Origin of the sequence: Streptomyces yokosukanensis, assembly GCF_001514035.1 — a bacterium.
Classification (GTDB): Bacteria; Actinomycetota; Actinomycetes; order Streptomycetales; family Streptomycetaceae; genus Streptomyces; species Streptomyces yokosukanensis.
Genome location: NZ_KQ948207.1, coordinates 551881 through 569611, shown reverse-complemented (window position 1 = coordinate 569611; position 17731 = coordinate 551881). Strand labels below are relative to the sequence as shown.

General features: G+C 70.5%; 14 protein-coding genes. 9 read left to right on the top strand and 5 right to left on the bottom strand.

Translation table 11 applies throughout. The features are described from left to right. Window positions 1-20: 20 nt before the first annotated feature. The 5 genes from AQI95_RS05685 to AQI95_RS05665 all read left to right on the top strand — a co-directional run bounded on the left by AQI95_RS05685 (window position 21) and on the right by AQI95_RS05665 (window position 4638). Window positions 21-686 (top strand): DedA family protein, encoded by a 666-nt coding sequence (locus AQI95_RS05685; RefSeq protein ID WP_067118228.1) that lies wholly within the window; start codon window positions 21-23, stop codon window positions 684-686. Between the two features lie 164 nt (window positions 687-850). After that, window positions 851-1798, top strand: coding sequence for an ABC transporter ATP-binding protein (locus tag AQI95_RS05680; protein WP_067118225.1), 948 nt, complete (start codon window positions 851-853; stop codon window positions 1796-1798). Beyond that, the gene (locus AQI95_RS05675) at window positions 1795-2634 is read left to right on the top strand and encodes an ABC transporter permease (RefSeq protein ID WP_067118222.1); all 840 of its coding nucleotides are present in this window, start codon (window positions 1795-1797) and stop codon (window positions 2632-2634) included. Before AQI95_RS05680 ends, AQI95_RS05675 begins: the two co-directional genes overlap by 4 nt. Before the next feature lie 79 nt (window positions 2635-2713). Next, window positions 2714-3979: a sensor histidine kinase gene (locus AQI95_RS05670; protein ID WP_067118816.1), complete on the top strand. Its 1266-nt coding sequence runs from the start codon at window positions 2714-2716 to the stop codon at window positions 3977-3979. Continuing rightward, window positions 3976-4638 carry a response regulator gene (locus AQI95_RS05665; protein ID WP_067118219.1) on the top strand — a complete coding sequence of 221 codons (663 nt, stop codon included), beginning with the start codon at window positions 3976-3978 and terminating at the stop codon, window positions 4636-4638. The genes AQI95_RS05670 and AQI95_RS05665 overlap by 4 nt, the downstream gene beginning before the upstream one ends. A gap of 234 nt (window positions 4639-4872) precedes the next feature. Here the strand turns inward: AQI95_RS05665 and AQI95_RS05660 are convergent, their stop codons facing one another. The 4 genes from AQI95_RS05660 to AQI95_RS05645 form a co-directional block, all read right to left on the bottom strand. After that, on the bottom strand, window positions 4873-7404 hold the full coding sequence (locus AQI95_RS05660) for a transglycosylase domain-containing protein (RefSeq protein WP_107121551.1): 2532 nt from the start codon (window positions 7402-7404) through the stop codon (window positions 4873-4875). A 267-nt stretch (window positions 7405-7671) separates the two neighbouring features. Beyond that, the gene (locus AQI95_RS05655) at window positions 7672-8757 is read right to left on the bottom strand and encodes an ABC transporter substrate-binding protein (RefSeq protein WP_067118216.1); all 1086 of its coding nucleotides are present in this window, start codon (window positions 8755-8757) and stop codon (window positions 7672-7674) included. Window positions 8758-8824: 67 nt separating this feature from the next. Next, window positions 8825-9703: an ABC transporter permease gene (locus AQI95_RS05650; protein ID WP_067118213.1), complete on the bottom strand. Its 879-nt coding sequence runs from the start codon at window positions 9701-9703 to the stop codon at window positions 8825-8827. Beyond that, window positions 9700-10560 (bottom strand): ABC transporter ATP-binding protein, encoded by an 861-nt coding sequence (locus tag AQI95_RS05645; RefSeq protein WP_067118211.1) that lies wholly within the window; start codon window positions 10558-10560, stop codon window positions 9700-9702. Before AQI95_RS05645 ends, AQI95_RS05650 begins: the two co-directional genes overlap by 4 nt. A 289-nt stretch (window positions 10561-10849) precedes the next feature. On the opposite strand from AQI95_RS05645, the gene AQI95_RS05640 reads away from it, so the two are divergent. Together AQI95_RS05640 and AQI95_RS05635 are read left to right on the top strand one after the other, a co-directional pair. Further along, entirely contained in the window at window positions 10850-12514 is a 1665-nt protein-coding gene (locus AQI95_RS05640) for an ATP-binding protein (protein WP_244188637.1), read from the top strand. Next, window positions 12514-13203 carry a response regulator gene (locus AQI95_RS05635; RefSeq protein WP_067118208.1) on the top strand — a complete coding sequence of 230 codons (690 nt, stop codon included), beginning with the start codon at window positions 12514-12516 and terminating at the stop codon, window positions 13201-13203. Before AQI95_RS05640 ends, AQI95_RS05635 begins: the two co-directional genes overlap by 1 nt. Window positions 13204-13275: 72 nt before the next feature. Here the strand turns inward: AQI95_RS05635 and AQI95_RS05630 are convergent, their stop codons facing one another. After that, the gene (locus tag AQI95_RS05630; RefSeq protein WP_067118205.1) at window positions 13276-15483 is read right to left on the bottom strand and encodes a protein kinase domain-containing protein; all 2208 of its coding nucleotides are present in this window, start codon (window positions 15481-15483) and stop codon (window positions 13276-13278) included. A 323-nt stretch (window positions 15484-15806) separates the two neighbouring features. Here AQI95_RS05630 and AQI95_RS05625 point away from each other — a divergent pair, with 323 nt between their 5' ends. Both AQI95_RS05625 and AQI95_RS05620 read left to right on the top strand, forming a co-directional pair. Beyond that, on the top strand, window positions 15807-16955 hold the full coding sequence (locus AQI95_RS05625) for a hypothetical protein (RefSeq protein WP_067118201.1): 1149 nt from the start codon (window positions 15807-15809) through the stop codon (window positions 16953-16955). A gap of 85 nt (window positions 16956-17040) precedes the next feature. Continuing rightward, a complete protein-coding gene (locus tag AQI95_RS05620) occupies window positions 17041-17556 on the top strand; it encodes a hypothetical protein (protein ID WP_067118198.1) in 516 nt (171 codons plus the stop codon). The last annotated feature ends 175 nt before the right edge of the window (window positions 17557-17731 follow it).

The following is a 17731-nucleotide window of genomic DNA, read 5'->3' as shown; positions in this document are numbered from 1 at the left end:
TCGAGAAGGGCCTGGCTCGTATGCCTCCACTGCACTTCACGTCCCAACTCGCCGTGAACGTGCTCGACGCCCAGTCGCTGCTGGCCGCCTTCGGCGTGCTGGGCGTCGGCGTGGTGCTGTTCGCCGAGACGGGACTGCTGATCGGGTTCTTCCTGCCAGGCGATTCCCTGCTGTTCACGGCCGGCCTCCTGTGCACGGGAGCCGCGGACCGGCCTGTGAAGCTGTCCCTCGCACCGCTGCTGGTCGTGGCGGCCGTCGGCGCACTGGCCGGCGCGCAGTGCGGGTTCCTGATCGGCCGCAAGGCGGGCGGGACGCTGATTTCCCGCAGCCGTTCGCCGCGGTTGCACGAGGGCGTCAAACGGGCCGAGGAGCTGTTGGAGCGGTACGGGCACGCCAAGGCCGTCGTACTGGCCCGGTTCATCCCGGTGGTGCGCACGGTCCTCAACCCGATCGCGGGCGCGCTGGAGGTCCCGACCCGGACGTTCACGCTGTGGCAGGTGGTCGGCGGTGTGGTCTGGACCGTCGGGATCATCCTGGCCGGGTACGGGCTGGGCTCCTCGGTGCCCAACGTCGACCACTACCTGCTGCCGCTGGTCGCGCTGATCGTCGTCGTGTCGCTGACCCCTCTCCTCCTGGAGCTTCTGCGCAGCCGCCGGGCCGGCGAGCCGAAGGAAGGCCAGCAGTGATCCGGCCCTGCGACGGATCCGCCCCCGGACCCGCGTAGTACCGGGGTACCACCCCGGCGGTCGGGTTCAGCCTCCGGTACCACCGGCTGACGGCCGTCTCGAACCTAGCGTGGCAGGTGAGGCGCCCGACACGACGGACTCCGGGCACGAGAGAAAGAGGTCCCATGATCGAAGCACGGCAGTTGACCAAGCGGTACGGGGACAAGACAGCCGTCGACGGTCTGGACTTCACCGTGAAGCCGGGCACGGTGACCGGATTTCTGGGACCCAACGGAGCGGGGAAGTCCACGACGATGCGCATGATCGTCGGTCTGGACGCCCCCACGAGCGGTTCCGTGACGGTGAACGGCCACCACTACGCCCGGCACCGTGCACCGCTGCAGGAGGTCGGTGCCCTTCTGGAGGCCAAGTCGATCCATCCGGGCCGCTCGGCCTACAACCACCTCAGGGCGTTGGCACTGACCCATGGCATCCCGCGCCGCCGCGTCGACGACGTCATCGAACTGGCCGGTCTGGGCAGCGTGGCAAAGAAGCGCGCCGGTGCCTTCTCCCTCGGCATGGGCCAGCGCCTCGGCATAGCCGCGGCACTGCTGGGCGATCCGCAGACGGTGATGCTGGACGAGCCCGTCAACGGGCTGGACCCCGAAGGCGTGCTCTGGATCCGCAACTTGCTGACATCGCTCGCAGAGGACGGACGCACGGTGTTCGTGTCGTCGCACCTGATGAGCGAGATGGCGCTGGTGGCGGACCACTTGATCATCGTCGGGCGCGGCCGGCTGCTGGCCGACACGACCGTGCGGGACCTGGTCCGCGAGGCGGGTGGCGACACCGTGCACGTGGCCACCGAGGACCCGGCGCGGCTGCGGGACGTCCTGGCCGGCCCGGGGGTCGACGTAACCGGGCGCATCGGTTCCGAGGAACTGCAGGTGACCGGGGTGAGCGCGCGCGAGATCGGTCTCAAGGCCGCCGAGCACGGCATCGCGCTGTTCGAACTGAGCACACGCCAGGTGTCGCTGGAGCAGGCGTTCATGGACCTGACCAAGGATGCCGTGGAGTACCACGGATCCACGACCGGCTCCGACACCGTCGATTCCCTGGAGCAGACCGCATGAGCACCCTCACCGCGCCCACCGAGGCGCCTCCCGCCGCACCCGGCCGTCCCGTCTACCGGGTGTCCGGACGGCGCGTGCTGACCTCGGAATGGGCCAAGCTCTGGTCGCTGCGGTCCACCTGGATCACGCTCGGTCTGGGGCTGCTGTTCCTGGTCGCGTTCGGGTTGATCGCCTCGAGCCGGTACAAGTCCGGGATCGGATCCGGCCACATGGACCGGGACTTCGCCCGTTCGACCGCCGTGAGCCTGTCGCTCTTCGGTACGAACTTCGCCCAGCTGGCCCTCGGCGTCCTCGGTGTGCTGGTGACCGCGGGGGAATACTCGACGGGCATGATCCGCTCGACCCTGGCGGCGGTGCCGCGCCGACTCCCGGTGCTCTGGTCCAAGGCTGCCGTGTTCGGCGTGGTCGCGCTGGTCATCGGGACGCTCGGGGTGTTCGTCGCCTTCCTGTTCGGCAGCCGCATCGTCTCCGGCACGCCCGCGGCGATGGACTTCTCGCACGCCGGTGTCGTACGGAGCCTGCTGGGCGCCGGGCTCTACCTGGGCCTTGTCGGTGTGATCGGCACCGCTCTGGGCTCGCTGCTGCGGTCGGTGGCCGGCGGCATCTCGGTCCTGGTCGCCACGCTGATGCTGGTTCCCGGACTGGTCTCGCTGCTGCCCAGCTCCTGGCAGGACGACATCAGCCCCTATCTGCCCAGCAACGCGGGCGAGTCGATGTTCGCCCTCACCCACGACGCCACCAGCCTGTCGCCCGGCGCCGGGCTGCTGGTCTTCCTCGGCTGGACCGCGCTCGCGCTGGCGGGGGCGGCATACCGGCTGCTGCGCAGCGACGTATGACACCTTGCATGATGAGCGGGTGAACGCCGTGAGCCTCCTGGCCCCCGAGGCCGCCGTGCCCGCCGAGGACATCGGCGGCATGGGACCGCTGGTCGCCCGCCTGTCGCGGGGCGGCCAGCGGCTGCGGCAGGCCGACCGGGCGCATCCATGGGTGCTGGACACCGCGGTGGTGGTGCTGGTCTTCGTGATGTTCTGCCTGCCCGACCTGCTGCACGCGGGTGGCGGCGACGGTGACGGACCGCGCCGCTTCCGACTGGCCTTCACCCGACTGCCGGTCGCGGGCATGCTGACGTTCCAGGCCGGGCTCGTACTGCCCCTGCTGTGGCGCCGGCGCCGGCCCCGGGTCGCCTTTGCGGCCGTCGCGGCCGTCTTCGTCCTGCAGTGGTCGCTGGGCGCCGCCCTGCGCGCGGACATCGCCCTGTTCATCGCCTTGTACAGTCTCGCCCTGCACGGACGGCTACGGCAGCTGCCCTGGGCCTGCGGGATCATGGCGGGCGCCATGCTGCTGGTCGCGGTACGGGCGTCGGCGGCGGTCTCCGTCTGGGACGCGCTGTTCTTCCTGCTGAGCACGGCGACCGCGGCCCTCGCGCTCGGGCTCGTGGTGCGCATCCGACGGGCTCAGCTCGCCGGGCTCCGCGACCGGGCGGCCCGCCTGGAGATCGAGCGCGACCAGCGCGGCCGACTCGCCGTAGCGGCCGAGCGCGCCCGAGTGGCCCGCGAGATGCACGACATCGTCGGCCACAACCTGTCCGTCATCATCACCCTCGCCGACGCCGGGGTCTACGCCACCGCTGTCGCTCCGGACCGTGGCAGAGAAGCCCTGCAGATCATCGGGGACACAGGCCGACAGGCCCTCGGCGAACTCAGGCGCGTGCTGGGCGTCCTGCGAGATGCGTCGGACGTCACGCGGCAGTCGCCGGAACTCACCCCGCAGCCCGGTCTCACCGACGTCGACGCACTGTGCGAGGGGGTGCGCGCCGCCGGCCTGGATGTCGTCTACCGGACCGCCGGTGACGTCGACGCACTGGACAGCGGGGTACAGCTCACGGTCTACCGCATCGTCCAGGAAGCCCTGACGAACACGCTGAAACACGCCGGGGCCGGCACCGGGGTGAACCTGGCGATCGTGGTGGAGGAAACACAGGTCTCCGTCCAGGTCCAGGACACCGGCCCGGCCGACCCCACGTCCGGCCGACCCGGCCGAGCCAACGAGGAAGGACACGGTCTGGTCGGCATGCAGGAGCGGACGGCTCTGTACGGGGGAAGCCTCAGCGCGGGTCCCACCGGCGGCGGATGGACGGTGAAGGCCGTCCTCAACCTCGTGTCGCCTGGCGGTGCTCCATGACCACCGTTCTCATCGTGGACGACCAGCCGCTGCAGCGTTACGGCTTCCGCATGCTTCTCGACTCGGTGCCCGAGACACAGGTCGTGGGCGAGGCCGCACACGGCGCGGAAGCGGTCCGCAAGGCGGCCGAACTCCGTCCCGACGTCGTGCTCATGGACGTCCGCATGCCCGGCATGGACGGCATCGAGGCCACCCGCCGCATCACGGCCTCGGGCGATCGCTCCCGGGTCCTCGTGCTGACCACGTTCGACCTCGACGAATACGTCCACGCGGCGCTGCGCGCCGGAGCCAGCGGCTTTCTCCTCAAAGACGCCCGCCCCGAGGAACTGCTCGCCGGAATCCGTGCCGTCGCCGTCGGTGACGCCGTCATCGCCCCCGCCCTCACCCGCCGCCTCCTGCGCGAGTTCACCCAGCTCGCACGGCCGGGCGGCGCCGCGGACGACCCGAGACTGAACGCCCTCACCGAGCGCGAACGCGAGATCCTCGTCGCCGTCGGCAAGGGCTGGACCAACGGCGAGATCGCCTCCCACTTCGTCCTGTCCGAGTCCACCGTGAAGACCCACGTCGGTCGCGTGATGGCCAAGATCGGCGCCCGAGACCGCATTCAGGCGGTCATCTTCGCCTACGACCACGGTCTGGCCCAGCCGCGCCCCGAGTGAGCGCGGAGGGCGACGGTCGTGCGCGTCCCGACGGCTCGGATATCCACTCGTCGGGACGCGACAGCCCCGCCGAAGCCGCCACGGACGCCGATCGCCGAACCCTCGGCCGCTACTACCCCGAGCGCGTGGAGCAGATGCAGCGCCGCCGAGCGGCCGCCGCGGGCGCGTCGCCGGCATCGGTGCACGGCGCGAAGGCCCCACGCCCCTGACGGCCCTCTCCTCTGAGGCGGCCTTCTACGGTCGCCGACCGCGGCCGGTGAAGCTGGGCGTGGGCGTGGGCGTGGATGAGGTGCCGCCGCCGGTGGTGCCGCCGATCAGCCCGCCGCCCGCACCGCCGGTGCCCCCGCCGCCGACGGTCCCGCCCCCGCCGGTGCCACCGGTGGTGGTGCCGGGGGTGCCGGTCGGGCTCGGGCCGGCGCAGAGCTTCTTGCGGTGCTGGCACGCTCGCCCGGTGGGGCTCGGCGTGGCCGGTGCGGTCGGGGTGGCCGGCCGGGTGCTCACGGTGGCGGACGGGGTGGGCGACGGGGCGCCGTACTCGTCGGTGCCCTGGCCCAGTTGCGGCAGGGGCGGGAACTGCTGGACGGGCTGCCCCTGGAGGGCCGCGGTCATGTAGCCGGTCCACACCTCGGTGGGCATGTCGGCGCCGAAGACCTTGGAGTAGCCGCCGACGCCCTGCATCGACTGCAGACCGGCGTTCTTCGGGTCCTCCTTGAACATGGCGACGGACGTGACCAGCTGCGGGGTGTATCCGATGAACCAGGCGGACTTGTAGTCGTCGGTGGTGCCGGTCTTTCCGGCGACCGGTCGGCCCAGGGCCTGGGCGTTGGTGCCCGTGCCCTTCTTGACGACGTCCTGCAGCACGTCGGTGACCGTGTCAGCGGTCGAGGAGGGCAGGGCCGTGGTGCCCTTGGGCTTGTCGAAGCCGGGCAGCTGCCGACCGCCGTCGATGACCTTGGTCACCGAGAACGGCTCGTGCTGGATACCGCCGTCGTCAAAGGTGGCGTACGCGTCGGCCATGCGTATCGCCGACGGGGTGGAGGTTCCGATGTAGAAGCCGGGGGTGTCGTACTGCAGGCTCTTGCGCAGCAGGCCCGCCTTCAGGGCTTCGCTCTCCACATTTTGGTAGCCGACGTACTCGCCGAGCTGGACGTAGGGGGTGTTGACCGACTGCTCCATGGCCTTGCGCAGGGTGATGTAGCCCCATTTCGTGGGGACGTCGTTGCGCTGGTGGAGGAGTCCCGTGGGGTCGCCGGAGTCCGGCAGTTCCTGGCCCTGCTGGTTCTTGATCGTGATGCCGTCGTCACCGTTGAACTTGGAGTCGGGGGTGATCGGTGAGGGCGTCCGGCCCGGGGAGAGTACGGCGCCGTGGTCGAGGGCGGCCGCCAGGTCGATGGGTTTGAAGGTGGAGCCGACCGGCACACCCGTGGCGTCGGCGTTGTCGGTCCAGTGGCCCTTGTTCCAGCCCGGCCCGCCGTACAGCGCTGCGACCGCGCCGGTGGACGGATCGATCGATGCCGCGCCGACCTGGACGTCCCTGTCGGCCGAGCGGTGCTTGGGGTCGAGGTGCTTCTTCTCCATCGCCGCGACGGATGCCGACAGCGCGTTCACCCTCTTCTTGTCGAAGGTGGTGTAGATCTGATAGCCGCCGTGGCCGAGTTGCTGGTCGGTGAGGGACGAGTGGGCCTCGACGTACTTCTGCGCGGTGTCCACCAGATAGCCGGTCTGCCCGGCCATCCCCCCCGACGGCGTGTAGGGCTTGGGGGTGGGGAACCCGGCTGCGAGGTACTGCTGTTCCTGCGCCTGGCTGATCTTGTGGATCGCGGCCATGCGGCTCAGCACGTACTTCCAGCGCGCCTCGGCCTGAGCCTTGGCCTGCGGGTCGGTGTCGGCGTGCATGAGCAGGCTCGGCTCGTTGACCGTGGCGGCGATGAACGCACCCTGGCCGACGGTCAGCTGGGAGGCGTGCTCGTGATAGTAGACACGGGCCGCGGCCTCGATGCCGTAGGCGTCCCGGCCGTAGTAGCAGCTGTTGAGGTAGCCCTGCAGGATCTCCTGCTTGGACAGCTGGTTGCCGATCTTCAGGGAGATCATGATCTCCCTCAGCTTGCGGGTGACCGACTGGCTCTGGCTGAGGTAGGTGTTCTTCACGAACTGCTGGGTGATGGTGGACCCGGACTGCACCTCGCCGCCCGTGGCCATGTGGTAGACGGCGCGGAGCATGCCCTGTGTGTCGATACCCGGGTCGGTGTAGAACGTGGCGTTCTCCGCGGCGAGGAAGTCCCACTGCACCAGCTTCGGGACCTGCGCGAGGTCGACGTTCTGCCTGTTCGTCGACCCCTGCGTGGCCAGCACCGAGCCGTCGGACCAGTAGTAGGTGTTGCTCTGCTTCTGAGTGCTGGGATTCGGACTGGGGATGGTCGTGGTGGCGTAGGCGTACCCGAACAGGCCCAGCAGGCCGGCGAAGACCAGCAGGAATCCGCTGAGCACCTGCTTCCACGAGGGCAGCCACCGGCGAACGCCCCGCCTGCCCGCCCGCGGGTAGTCGATGAGAACGCGCCGGCCGCCGCGCCCGGTGCCCGTGGCACCCCTGTCCGCCGCGCGCCGACCGGAGCGTGCGGCATCCGCACGTCGCGTGCCGGCCGCGCGGCGGCCTCGGCCACTGTCGGCCGCGGCGGCCCTGCGGACCTCGGCACGGCCGCCCTGCGGCGGGCCGTCCGAGCCGGACGGCCGTGTTCTTCCCGACGGACGGCGCCGGTGCTCACTCATATCGCCACTCCTCAGCCAGGCCCAGACCCGCCCGCCACGGCGAGACACACATGCCCCGTCACGGTGCGCGACGAAGGCCGTGGATCGGGGCGGACCAGCACTCCCGACAACTTCTACAAGTTGTAAGACTAAGCGGTGCCCGGAAGGAGACGGCAACCGCCTCCGCGCAACGCCCGACGGCCATGGGTCGGACGTTGCGCCCCGACGGGAACCACGGGCTCGGTCAAGGGAGTGCGTCCCCGGGCCGCCCCGGGGCGCGCGGTGGCCTCAGCCGTCGGACCCGGCCGGGGTCGTGGTGGTCGTGAAGCCCTCCTTCTTGTTGGCATCGATGGCGAATGCGTTGGTGAACGTCTTTCCGAGATCCACCGACGAGGTCACAGTGCCGACCATCTGCTCGGTGGCCAGCGCGGTCTTCGGACCGCCGGCCGGCATGACCCCGTCCGGCAGGAACTGGCCCTTGTCCTCGGTCAGGGCCGTGACGTAGTCGGCCTTGGTGACCAGCTGGTTCTGCACGAACGACGCCGGCAGTCTGTTCGCGATGTCGGCGGCGTCATGGTCGTGGATCCAGTGCATGGTGGCCACGAGCGCGTCGACGACCTTCTGCACCGCCTCCTTGTGCGAGGTCACCCAGTCGGTGCGGGCGAGGACGCCGGCCGCCGGGAACACGCCGCCCAGCGCCGCCTTGGCACCGTCGGTGGTGGCCAGGTCGATCGCGGAGGTGCCGACGCCCTTCTTCTGGATCGCGGCGACCGTCGGCTGTGTCGTCATGACGCAGTCGGCCTTGCCGTTCTGCAGCGCGGCGACGGCGGTGGAGCCGGCACCGACGGCGAGCCGGTGGAACTGGCTGTTCTTGACGCCCTTCCTCGCCGCCATGAACTGGGTGAGGGTGTCGGTGCCCGAGCCCAGGTCGGTGACGCCGAGCGTCTTGCCCTTGAAGTCGGCGGCCGTCCTCACGCCGCTCTTCGCGGTGCACATCTCCCGCTCGCCCGGGGCGCCGGACAGCTGGACGACGTCCTCGACCGCCTTCCCCTTCGCCTGGAACTCGATCGTGTGGTTGTACCAGGCGCCGGCCATGTCCACCTGCCCCGAGGCCATGGCCTCCTCGGCACCGACACCGCCGTTCTGCTCGGTGCTCAGCTCGACCTCGACGCCGTACTTCTTGTAGAAGCCGAGGTTCTGGGCGAGCTGGTAGGGCAGGTAGATCTGCTTGTCGATGCCGCCGACCATGAGGCGGACGGTCGGCGTACCTGCGGAGCCGGACGACCCCGAGCTGCCGGAGTTGCTGGAACACGCGGTGGCGGCGCCGAGAGCGAGGACGGTGACGACGGACACGGTGAGAGGTGTCTTGAGCATGGCGAGACACACACCTTTCGGGACTGAGGAGAAGCAAGGGTGGGACGCGGACGGAGGGAGTCCGGGATCAGATGACGTTCGTCTCGGAGGGGGTCGGCGGGCGCCAGGAGAGCAGCCGGTGTTCGAGCTTGCCGATCAGCCACTCCGCGCCGAGCACGATCACCGCGATGACGAGCATCGCGGCGAACACACCGTTGGGGTCGAAGTTGTTCTGCGCGGTCTTGATGACCAGGCCCAGTCCGCTCTGCGCACCGAGCACCTCGCCGACCAGCGCGCCGACGACGGCGAAGCCGAAGGCACTGTGCAGGCTGGCGATGATCCAGGTCAGCGCGGAGGGCACGATGACGTGCCGGGTGATCTGCATCCGGGAGGCACCGAGCACCCTGACGTTGGCGAGGACGTTGCGGTCGACCTCACGCACGCCCTGGAAGGCGTTGAAGAAGACGATGAAGAACACCAGTACCGCGGCGAGCAGGATCTTCGGGGTCACGCCGATGCCGAACGCGACGATGAAGATCGAGCCGAGGACGATGCGCGGGATCGCGTTGACCATCTTGATGTAGGGACCGAGCACGTCGGACAGGTAGCGGCTCTGCCCGAGCGCGACACCGAAGACGACGCCGGTGAGGGATCCCACGACGAAGCCGACGAGCGCTTCCTCGATGGTGGTCCAGATGTTCTGGTAGAAGGAGCCGAACTGGGTGCCGTGCTGGAAGAGGTCGATCAGCCGCTGCCAGATGCCCGACGGCTGTCCGAAGAAGAACGGATCGACGATGCCCCAGGTGGTGAACGCCTGCCAGCCGCCGATCACGAAGACCGCGAGGCCGATCCGGCCGGCCCACACCTGGGCGACCCGCCGCTTGGCGGCGCGCTGTGCGGCGGTCGCGGCCGGGCCTTTCCCGCCGTCGGTGGCAGGGGCGGCGGCAACGGTGGACGTCGTACTCATTGCTTGCCTCCTGCGGTGAGTGCGTAGGCGCGCTCCACCTCTTCGCGCAGCGTGTCCCAGATCTGGTGCTGGAGTTCGATGAAGCGGGGCTGGAAGCGGATCTCCTGGACGGAACCGCGCGGGCGGGGCAGGTCGATGTCGAAGACCGCCTTGACCGAGCCGGGACTTGAGGTCATCACCACCACCCGGTCGGCGAGCGCCACCGCCTCGTCGAGGTCGTGGGTGATGAAGACGACGGACGGCCGGATCTGCTCCCACAGGCTCAGCAGCTCGGTCGACATGATGGCCTTGGTCTGCACGTCCAGGGCGCCGAACGGCTCGTCCATGATGAGGATCTTGGGTTCGTTGATCAGGGCCGCGGCCATGGCCACACGCTTGCGCATGCCGCCGGACAGCTGGTGGGGGTAGCGGTCCTCGAATCCGGCGAGGCCGACCCGGCGCAGCCAGTCCCGCGCCGAGGCCTGTGCCTGGTGCTTGGGCACGCGGCGGAACACGGGACCCATCAGCACGTTGCCGAGGACGGTCTTCCAGGGCAGCAGCGCGTCGGTCTGGAACATGAAGCTGACGCCGTCGGTGATGCCGCTCACCTCGCGGCCGCCTACCTTGACCGAGCCCTCGCTGGGCCGGTCGAGGCCGGAGACCATGCTCAGGGTCGTCGACTTGCCGCATCCCGTGGGACCCACGACGGCGCAGAACTGGCCGGGCTCCACGGTGAACGAAACACCGTGCAGCGCCGTGAACACCTCACCGGCGGGGGTCAGGAATCGCTTGGTGAGCCCGGATATCTCGATGCGTGCGTTCGCATGGTCCGCCGCACCGGCGCCCGGGCTCGTCGCGACATCGTTTCGCGAAGCCATGTGGGGCCGCTTCCTTCCTTCGTTCGGAGATCCTCGGAGGTTCCTCGGGAGTTCCCCGGGGGATTCGTCGGGGTCCCCCGCAGGCCGAGGAAGGCAGACGCTAGGGGCAGCCGCGTATGACGTCGCTGTTTCCGAGCTATCCCGCGATAGTCGCGTTACCCGGGCTTCTGCTCGTTCTGCTCAACGGACGGGGGGTGGGCAGCATCCCGGCCGTCAGGCACAATCGCGCCACCCGGGCACGTGCATGAGCCTGCCCGGCACGACGTACGACCGCAACGAAGAGGCACCTGTGACACGCATCCGTCTCCGGACAGGCCGCGGCGGGCGGCGGAGGCTGTCCACGCGGATCCTCGCCAACCAGCTCGTCATCCTCGCGCTCACCGGCCTGATCGGTTTCGTCCTGTTCGCCTTCGCGCAACGTGCCGAGCTGGACCGCTCCTACGAACAGCGGGCCCTGGCGATCGCGCAGACCACGGCCGCGGAGCCGCAGATCCAGCACGCCATGGAGTACGGAGGCGGCGGCGACGTGGTGCAGACGGTCGCCGAACGGATCCGCCGGGCGTCGGGGGCGTCGTACGTAGTCGTGATCGACCTGCGGGGCGTACGGCACTCGCACCCCATCCCCGCTCTGATCGGCGAGCCGGTGGACGAGCCCGTCGCGGCGCGGGACGGGCAGCCGCACGTGGGCACCGACCAGGGAGCGACCGGGCGGTCCGCCAACGGCAAGGCTCCGCTGCGCGGGCCCTCCGGCGCACTGGTCGGCGAGGTGTCGGTGGGCATCCCGGAACACGACGTACTCGGCGAGCTGTGGCGCGAACTGCCCACCTTCGGGCTGTACGCCGCCATCGCCACGGCGCTCGGCGCCGCGGCGGCCTATCTGCTGGCACGGCGTCTGAAGCGGACCACGTTCGGTCTGGAGCTGGAGGAGATCGCCGGCCTGCTGCAGGACCGTGAGGCGATGCTGCACGGCATTCGGGAGGGCGTCGTCGCCTTCGACCCCGACGGGAGGATCACCGTCGTGAACGACGAGGCCCGTCGGCTGCTCGGCCTCGGCACCGCGCTCGGCAGCCGCCTGGAGGAGGTGCTGCCCGACGGCCGACTGCGCCGCGCGCTGGACGGCACCCTGACCGGGACCGACGTCAGCGTCCTGACCGACGACCACTGTCTCGCCGTCAACCGCATGCCGGTCGCCCTGCACGGCCATGAACTGGGAGCCGTCGTCACCGTACGCGACCGCACCGAACTGATCGGCCTGCTGCGCGAACTGGACTCCGTACGCGGGCTGACCGACGCCCTGCGGGCCCAGCAGCACGAGTTCACCAACCGGATGCACACACTGGCCGGGCTGCTGGACATCGGCGAACACCAGTCCGCGTACGAGTACGCCATCGAGACGGCCCGCTCCGGACAGGCGCTGACCGAGGCCGTACGCCGGCACATCGGCAACCCGTTGATGGTCGGGCTCGTCGTGGCGAAGACCACGGTCGCCGCCGAACGCGGGGTACGGATCGTCCTCACCGAAGACTCCGCGCTCAGCTCGGACCCGCCGCACCTGCGACGGCTGCTGACCATCGTCGGCAACCTGCTCGACAACGCCATCGACGCGACGGCCGACGCACCACCCGCCGACGGCGGACGCCGGATCCGGCTGACCCTCACCGAGGGCGACGAACTGGTCCTCGTACGTGTGGCGGACAGTGGTCCGGGCATCGCCGCGGACACGTCCCGGTCGATTTTCGAGGACGGCTGGTCCACCCGCCCCCAGCGGGGCACCGCGCGCCGCGGCCTGGGACTGGCCCTGGTGCACCGGCTGGTGCAGCGGCACGGCGGCACCGTCACGGTCAGCGAAGGCCCCGGCGCGGTCTTCACGGTCGCGCTGCCGCTGCCGGACACGGCACCGGCACCGCAGGGAGCCCTGTTCACGACGGCGTTGCCCATGGGAGGTGAGAGCTGATGTTCCGGACCCTGGTGGTGGACGACGACTTCCGGGTCAGTCGGATCCACAGCGACTATGTGCACCGGGTCGAGGGCTTCGAGGTGGTCGGCGAGGCGGCCACCGTGGCTGAGGCACTCGCGGCGGTACGCACCCTGCACCCGGACCTGCTGCTGCTCGACGTCTTCCTGCCCGACGGCAGCGGCCTCGACATCCTGCGGCGGCTGAGCCAGGACCAGGGCGACGCCCGCCCCGACGCCCTCATGATCACCGCCGACCACGACATAGCGTCCGTGCGCGCCGCGATGAAACTCGGCGCCATCGGCTACCTGGTGAAGCCGTTCGGCTCCGCCGACCTCGCCGAACGGCTCAACGCCTACCGCCAGCTCCGCGACCGGGTCGACGTACTCAGCCGGACGACCACCGCCGACCAGGCCGATGTGGACGCCCTGTTCAGCGCCGCCCGCCCACCCGCCGTCCCCCGGATCCCGGCCAAAGGCCACTCCGCACCCACGCTCACCGCCATCCACCAGGCCCTGCGCACCGCGCACACCGCTCTCTCCGCCGCCCAAGCCGCCGAGGCGACCGGTGTCTCCCGCGCCACGGCCCAGCGATACCTGTCCTACCTCGTCAAGGAGGGCACGGTCCGCCTCGAACTCCGCTACGGCACCAACGGTCGCCCCGAACACCGGTACCGCATCGCACGCTGACCCCTGCGGAGCGCTGCGTGGTGAGCCTGCCAAGCGGGCCGGAAACCCTCCGCCCTCGGCAGACGTTCCGTGTCACACCGGGACGGGTTTCCGGTCGGGGTGCGCCGGGTCGAGGGTGAAGAGGGTGCCGTCGGAGGTCGCCAGCACCAGGGCGCCCTTGTCGAACCACACGGTGGGCAGAAGCCCGCTGTCCATGACGTCCGCGCGGGCCGAGGACTCCCACAGCAGGGTGCCGCGCGCCGCGTCGAGGGCGGCCACCCGGCCGCTCCCGCCGGCCAGGTACACGGTGCGCCCGCTCTCGTCCACCGAGGCCGTGCCCGGCGTCTCCAGGCTCGTGCGGCTCTGCCACAGCCGGGCTCCCGTGAGCGGCGAGACGGCCGTGACCAGGCCACTGGAGGTGGCGAAGTAGAGCGTGCCGTGCGAAAGGGTCGGGATCCCTCCCCGGAACCGATCGGCCAGCTCGGTCACCACGCGTTTCCCGGTGAGCGGGTCGACGCGCACGATCCGGGTGTAGATCAGGTCGGGGCTGTTGGTCACCGGACGGTCGTCCGACTCCACGAAGACCAGTTGTCCGTCGCGGACACCGACGAAGCTCCTCTGCTGGGCGGGGGACGTCAGGGCGCGCACGGAGCCGTCGCCGGGATCGACGACGAGGAACTTCGTGGCGTGCGAGCCCTCCTCCTCGGTGGTGCACTCCACGTACGGACGGCCATCGGCGGCGAGCGGCGAGCAGTCGTACCCGCTGGGCACGGGCACCCTCCGGCGCACCGTGCCGTCGCGCGCCGAACGGACGGTCACCGCACTGCCGTCGTCCTCCTGCGTCAGCGTCACTCCGGCGGCATAGGCCGAGCCCAGGGTGTCGGTCCGTATCGCGTGGGACCAGATCCTCCGGCCGCTCGCGTCGTCGAGCGCGAGGACGGACTGCGCCTGTCCGGTGCCGTCCTCACCGGTGATCGTCAGTTCCACGAGCACCCTGCCCTCGTACGCGCCGAGGACGGTCGTGACGTACCGGTCGGCCGGGATCCCGGCGGGCGCGATGCCGGAGCGCCACAGGGTGCGTCCGGTGGTGGCGTCGATCCGCTCCGGGAGGAGCGCGCTGCCGGCGCAGTAGAGGGCGCCGTCGCCCGGTAAGCAGGCCGGTGCCCTGCTCCCCTCGTAGCCCGGCGCCTTCTTCACGCCCTGCTCGGCGACCGCGGACGCGGTCGTCTGCCACGGTTTCCAGCCGGTGGGGAGAGTGCCCCAGCGGGACACGGCGGAGTTCGCCCGTGCCGTGTCGTCACCGCTCGGTGGGCCCAGCAGGAGGTAGCCGGTCAGGGCCGCGGCCAGCACCCCGGACACGGCCAGCAGCATCCGCGGTCCGCGCCATCGGGGGCGGTGGCCGGTTGCGGTCGGGGCACCGGCGAGGGGCAGGCCACCGGAGCGCCCGGAAGGCCGCCGCAGCATCAGCGTCTCCGGTTCGCCGGGCGACGCCTCCGGCAGGATGTCGGCGAACTCCCGCGCCAGTTCGTCCGGTTGGGGCCGGTCGGCGGGCTCCTTGGCCAGACAGCGCTCCAGCACCGCGCGCACGGATCCGGTCACCCCGTCGAGGACGGGTTCGTTGTGGACCACCCGATAGCCGGACAGGTAGGGGTTGTCGGCGTCGAAGGGGCCGCGCCCGGTGACGCAGTACACCAGCAGCGCGCCGAGCGAGAAGACGTCCGAGGCGGGGCCGACCGTTCGGGCATCGGTGAACTGCTCCGGGGACATGAAGGGCGGGGTTCCGATCACCTGCCCGGTCTCGGTGAGGGCGTGGTGGTTCTCGGCCGCCCGGGAGATGCCGAAGTCGATGACACGGGGACCGTCCTCGGCCAACAGGACGTTGGCCGGTTTCAGGTCGCGGTGCACCACCCCCGCCCGGTGGATGTCCCGCAACGCCTCCACCAGGCCCAGCGCCAGTGGCCGCAACTCGGTGACGTGCAGCGGGCCGTGGTCGCGGATGCGCGCGGCGAGCGACTGGCCCGGCACGTACTGGGTGGCCATCCAGGGCGGCTCGGCCTCCGGGTCGGCGTCCACCACGGCCGCGGTGAAGGCGCCGCTCACCCGGCGGGCAGCCTCGATCTCCTGTCGGAACCGGGCGCGGAAGACGGGGTCCTGGGCGTACTCGGCGTGCACGACCTTGACGGCGACCTCACGTCCGGAACGCGATCTGGCCCGGTAGACGATGCCCATGCCGCCGGCCCCGAGCCGGTCGACCAGTCTGTGCCCACCGACGGATCTCGGGTCGCCCTTGTGCAGCGGCATGCGCAAACCCCCCTCAGTCGCCCAGCGCTTGAAGGCGCCAGCATACGAAACGGGATCACGCCGGAGGCTGGAGCCCGGAGCCACGGATGTCGAGAATCGGCCGCCTTTCGCACAGGCTCCCGGGTTTCGTCGGCGGGCAGGACGGCCGTGGGGCATCTGTCGTATTGCCGGGGTGTAGGCCCGCGTTCCGCATCTGAGGGACGTGTGTGAACTGTGCGCCGTTTCACGCTAGTTGGTCAACGATCGGTTGACCTGTGTCTGGCTCGGTGGTCGCCTGGCGGGGTTCGCATCCAACCCGACTGTGGAGAGGAAGCAACACCGCCATGCGCAACAGATCATCACGGGGGCGGGTCCTGCTGGCCGCGACAGCCGCGGCCTTACTGGTGCCCGTCGGATTCGTCGGCCAGGCACACGCCGACAGCCACCAGCCCGTCACGGGCAAGCAGTCCAGCACGCGGTCCGGTACGCGGATCGTGCTCGGCGAACCGGAGAAGCCGAAGACCGTCAAGCCGGAGGCTGCCGGGGCCGAAGCCGTCGACTGCGCCGAGGGCACAACCGTCCACGACCGAACATCGTCCTGCTCCAACTACCGCATCCCCGTGCAGTTCCTGGTCGACGGTGAGCCCGCCGGCTCCGCCGTCCTGCACAGCAAGGCAACCGCGCAGCTGGACACCCGCGACCGCTACCAGTGGAAGCAGCGGGTCGAGCTGAAGCTGACCGATCCGACCACGCCGTCCGCCGCCGAGGTGTCCGCCACGGTCAAGTACCAGACCGGGCGCGCCACCGCGTCGACGGCACCCACCCGCATCCTGATCCCTTACGTCACCCAGACGTTCGACTTCACGCTGTCGTCGCCGGGCCGTGACCTGGTCAACGACAACATCGTCCCCTACGGGGACTTCTCGGCGCCGGGCTTCGACGACGGCAGCGCCTATCTGGGCGACATCTTCCGCCCGCGCTGCGACAGCACCCCGCGCATCACTCCCGCCGTCACCGGCGGCTGCGTCTACCCCGACGTCCCCGGCCTGTGGCAGATCGACGTCACCGACTGGCGCGTGGACAGCGTGGGCTGGCACGTGCTGTGGGCGCAGAAGAACCTGGCCCACCCGTGGGGCGTCAAGGGCACCCGGTACCCGCTGCACCGGACCTTCGACCAGTCGCTGATCGCGGACAACCGCCGGACCGCGTGCGGCCCTGACGTGCCTCGGCCGCCCAGGCCGGGACTGGCCTGCGACGAGTATCCCTTCGCCCAGTCCTACGAGGGCGCCGGCCGCAACCCCGACTACTCCTGCGAGTTCCTGAACGGCCGCGACAACAGCCGTGAAGGCAGCTACCGCAAGGCGTCGCTGAACGGGCAGCGCGTCCTGGAGAACGACCCGTTCTACGTCGAGGTGATCAACATCCCGGCGACGCTGACCCCGCAGAAGCTGGACCAGCTGCGCGGCCCTGTCGGCTGCGGCGTCGAGTCCTGAACCACGCCCAACCCATGGCACCCGCGCGCCCGGCATCCCATCCTGGAGGCCGGGCGCGCACCCGTATGACGACAGGAGCTTCCGCATGGTCGGCCTCGTACGACAGACGTCCAGCCAGGTCCACATCGACGCCAGCACCGTGGACCTGCTGGGCGCCGACCTGTTCACCGACTACCAGCCCGAGGAGTGGGTCGGCGGTCTGGTGGCCGCCGCCCCGTCCGGGGACGCGGTCCGCATCGTCTGCGGGCAGGAGATCGCCGGCATCCACGTCATCGCTCAGCTGTGGGACGGACGTCCTCCCATGGGTGCCACCGATGCGGAAGCCTGGCAGGACATCGCCGAAGTGTCCGTCGACTGGCGGTCCCCGCTGCTGGACTTCGGCACGACAGGGGACGGGGAGGACCAGGCGCAGCAGTTGGTGATGCCCGGCCCCGGCACCTACCGGATCCGGGTGTCCGCCCGCAATCGTGACGACGGCGACCCCCGTGAGGACGGCGACCCGACCGAGGCCGTACGGATTCAGGTGTGGCAGGCCCCCGTCGAGGAGGAGTGTGTGATCAAGCAGTCCAGCCGGACCGCGCACCTGTGGACCGACCAGTGACCACCACCGGCACCACACAGCCGACGGCGAGTCGGATGCTGCGCGCGGCGGCCGTGCGCCACCTGCGGTCGAGTCCGATGTGTCGGGGAGTGCCAACCTGGGACCTACGCCGTCGACCTCCGCGGGGCCAGTGGGACGGCGGTCGGGCTTCCGCGTCAGCGCGATCCCGTCGAGG

Bases quoted from the DNA above. Each gene is read 5' to 3' on its own strand.
- AQI95_RS05685 (WP_067118228.1), top strand. From the start codon at position 21: ATGCCTCCACTGCACTTCACGTCCCAACTCGCCGTGAACGTGCTCGAC.
- AQI95_RS05680 (WP_067118225.1), top strand. From the start codon at position 851: ATGATCGAAGCACGGCAGTTGACCAAGCGGTACGGGGACAAGACAGCC.
- AQI95_RS05675 (WP_067118222.1), top strand. From the start codon at position 1,795: ATGAGCACCCTCACCGCGCCCACCGAGGCGCCTCCCGCCGCACCCGGC.
- AQI95_RS05670 (WP_067118816.1), top strand. From the start codon at position 2,714: ATGGGACCGCTGGTCGCCCGCCTGTCGCGGGGCGGCCAGCGGCTGCGG.
- AQI95_RS05665 (WP_067118219.1), top strand. From the start codon at position 3,976: ATGACCACCGTTCTCATCGTGGACGACCAGCCGCTGCAGCGTTACGGC.
- AQI95_RS05660 (WP_107121551.1), bottom strand. From the start codon at position 7,404: ATGAGTGAGCACCGGCGCCGTCCGTCGGGAAGAACACGGCCGTCCGGC.
- AQI95_RS05655 (WP_067118216.1), bottom strand. From the start codon at position 8,757: ATGCTCAAGACACCTCTCACCGTGTCCGTCGTCACCGTCCTCGCTCTC.
- AQI95_RS05650 (WP_067118213.1), bottom strand. From the start codon at position 9,703: ATGAGTACGACGTCCACCGTTGCCGCCGCCCCTGCCACCGACGGCGGG.
- AQI95_RS05645 (WP_067118211.1), bottom strand. From the start codon at position 10,560: ATGGCTTCGCGAAACGATGTCGCGACGAGCCCGGGCGCCGGTGCGGCG.
- AQI95_RS05635 (WP_067118208.1), top strand. From the start codon at position 12,514: ATGTTCCGGACCCTGGTGGTGGACGACGACTTCCGGGTCAGTCGGATC.
- AQI95_RS05630 (WP_067118205.1), bottom strand. From the start codon at position 15,483: ATGCCGCTGCACAAGGGCGACCCGAGATCCGTCGGTGGGCACAGACTG.
- AQI95_RS05625 (WP_067118201.1), top strand. From the start codon at position 15,807: ATGCGCAACAGATCATCACGGGGGCGGGTCCTGCTGGCCGCGACAGCC.
- AQI95_RS05620 (WP_067118198.1), top strand. From the start codon at position 17,041: ATGGTCGGCCTCGTACGACAGACGTCCAGCCAGGTCCACATCGACGCC.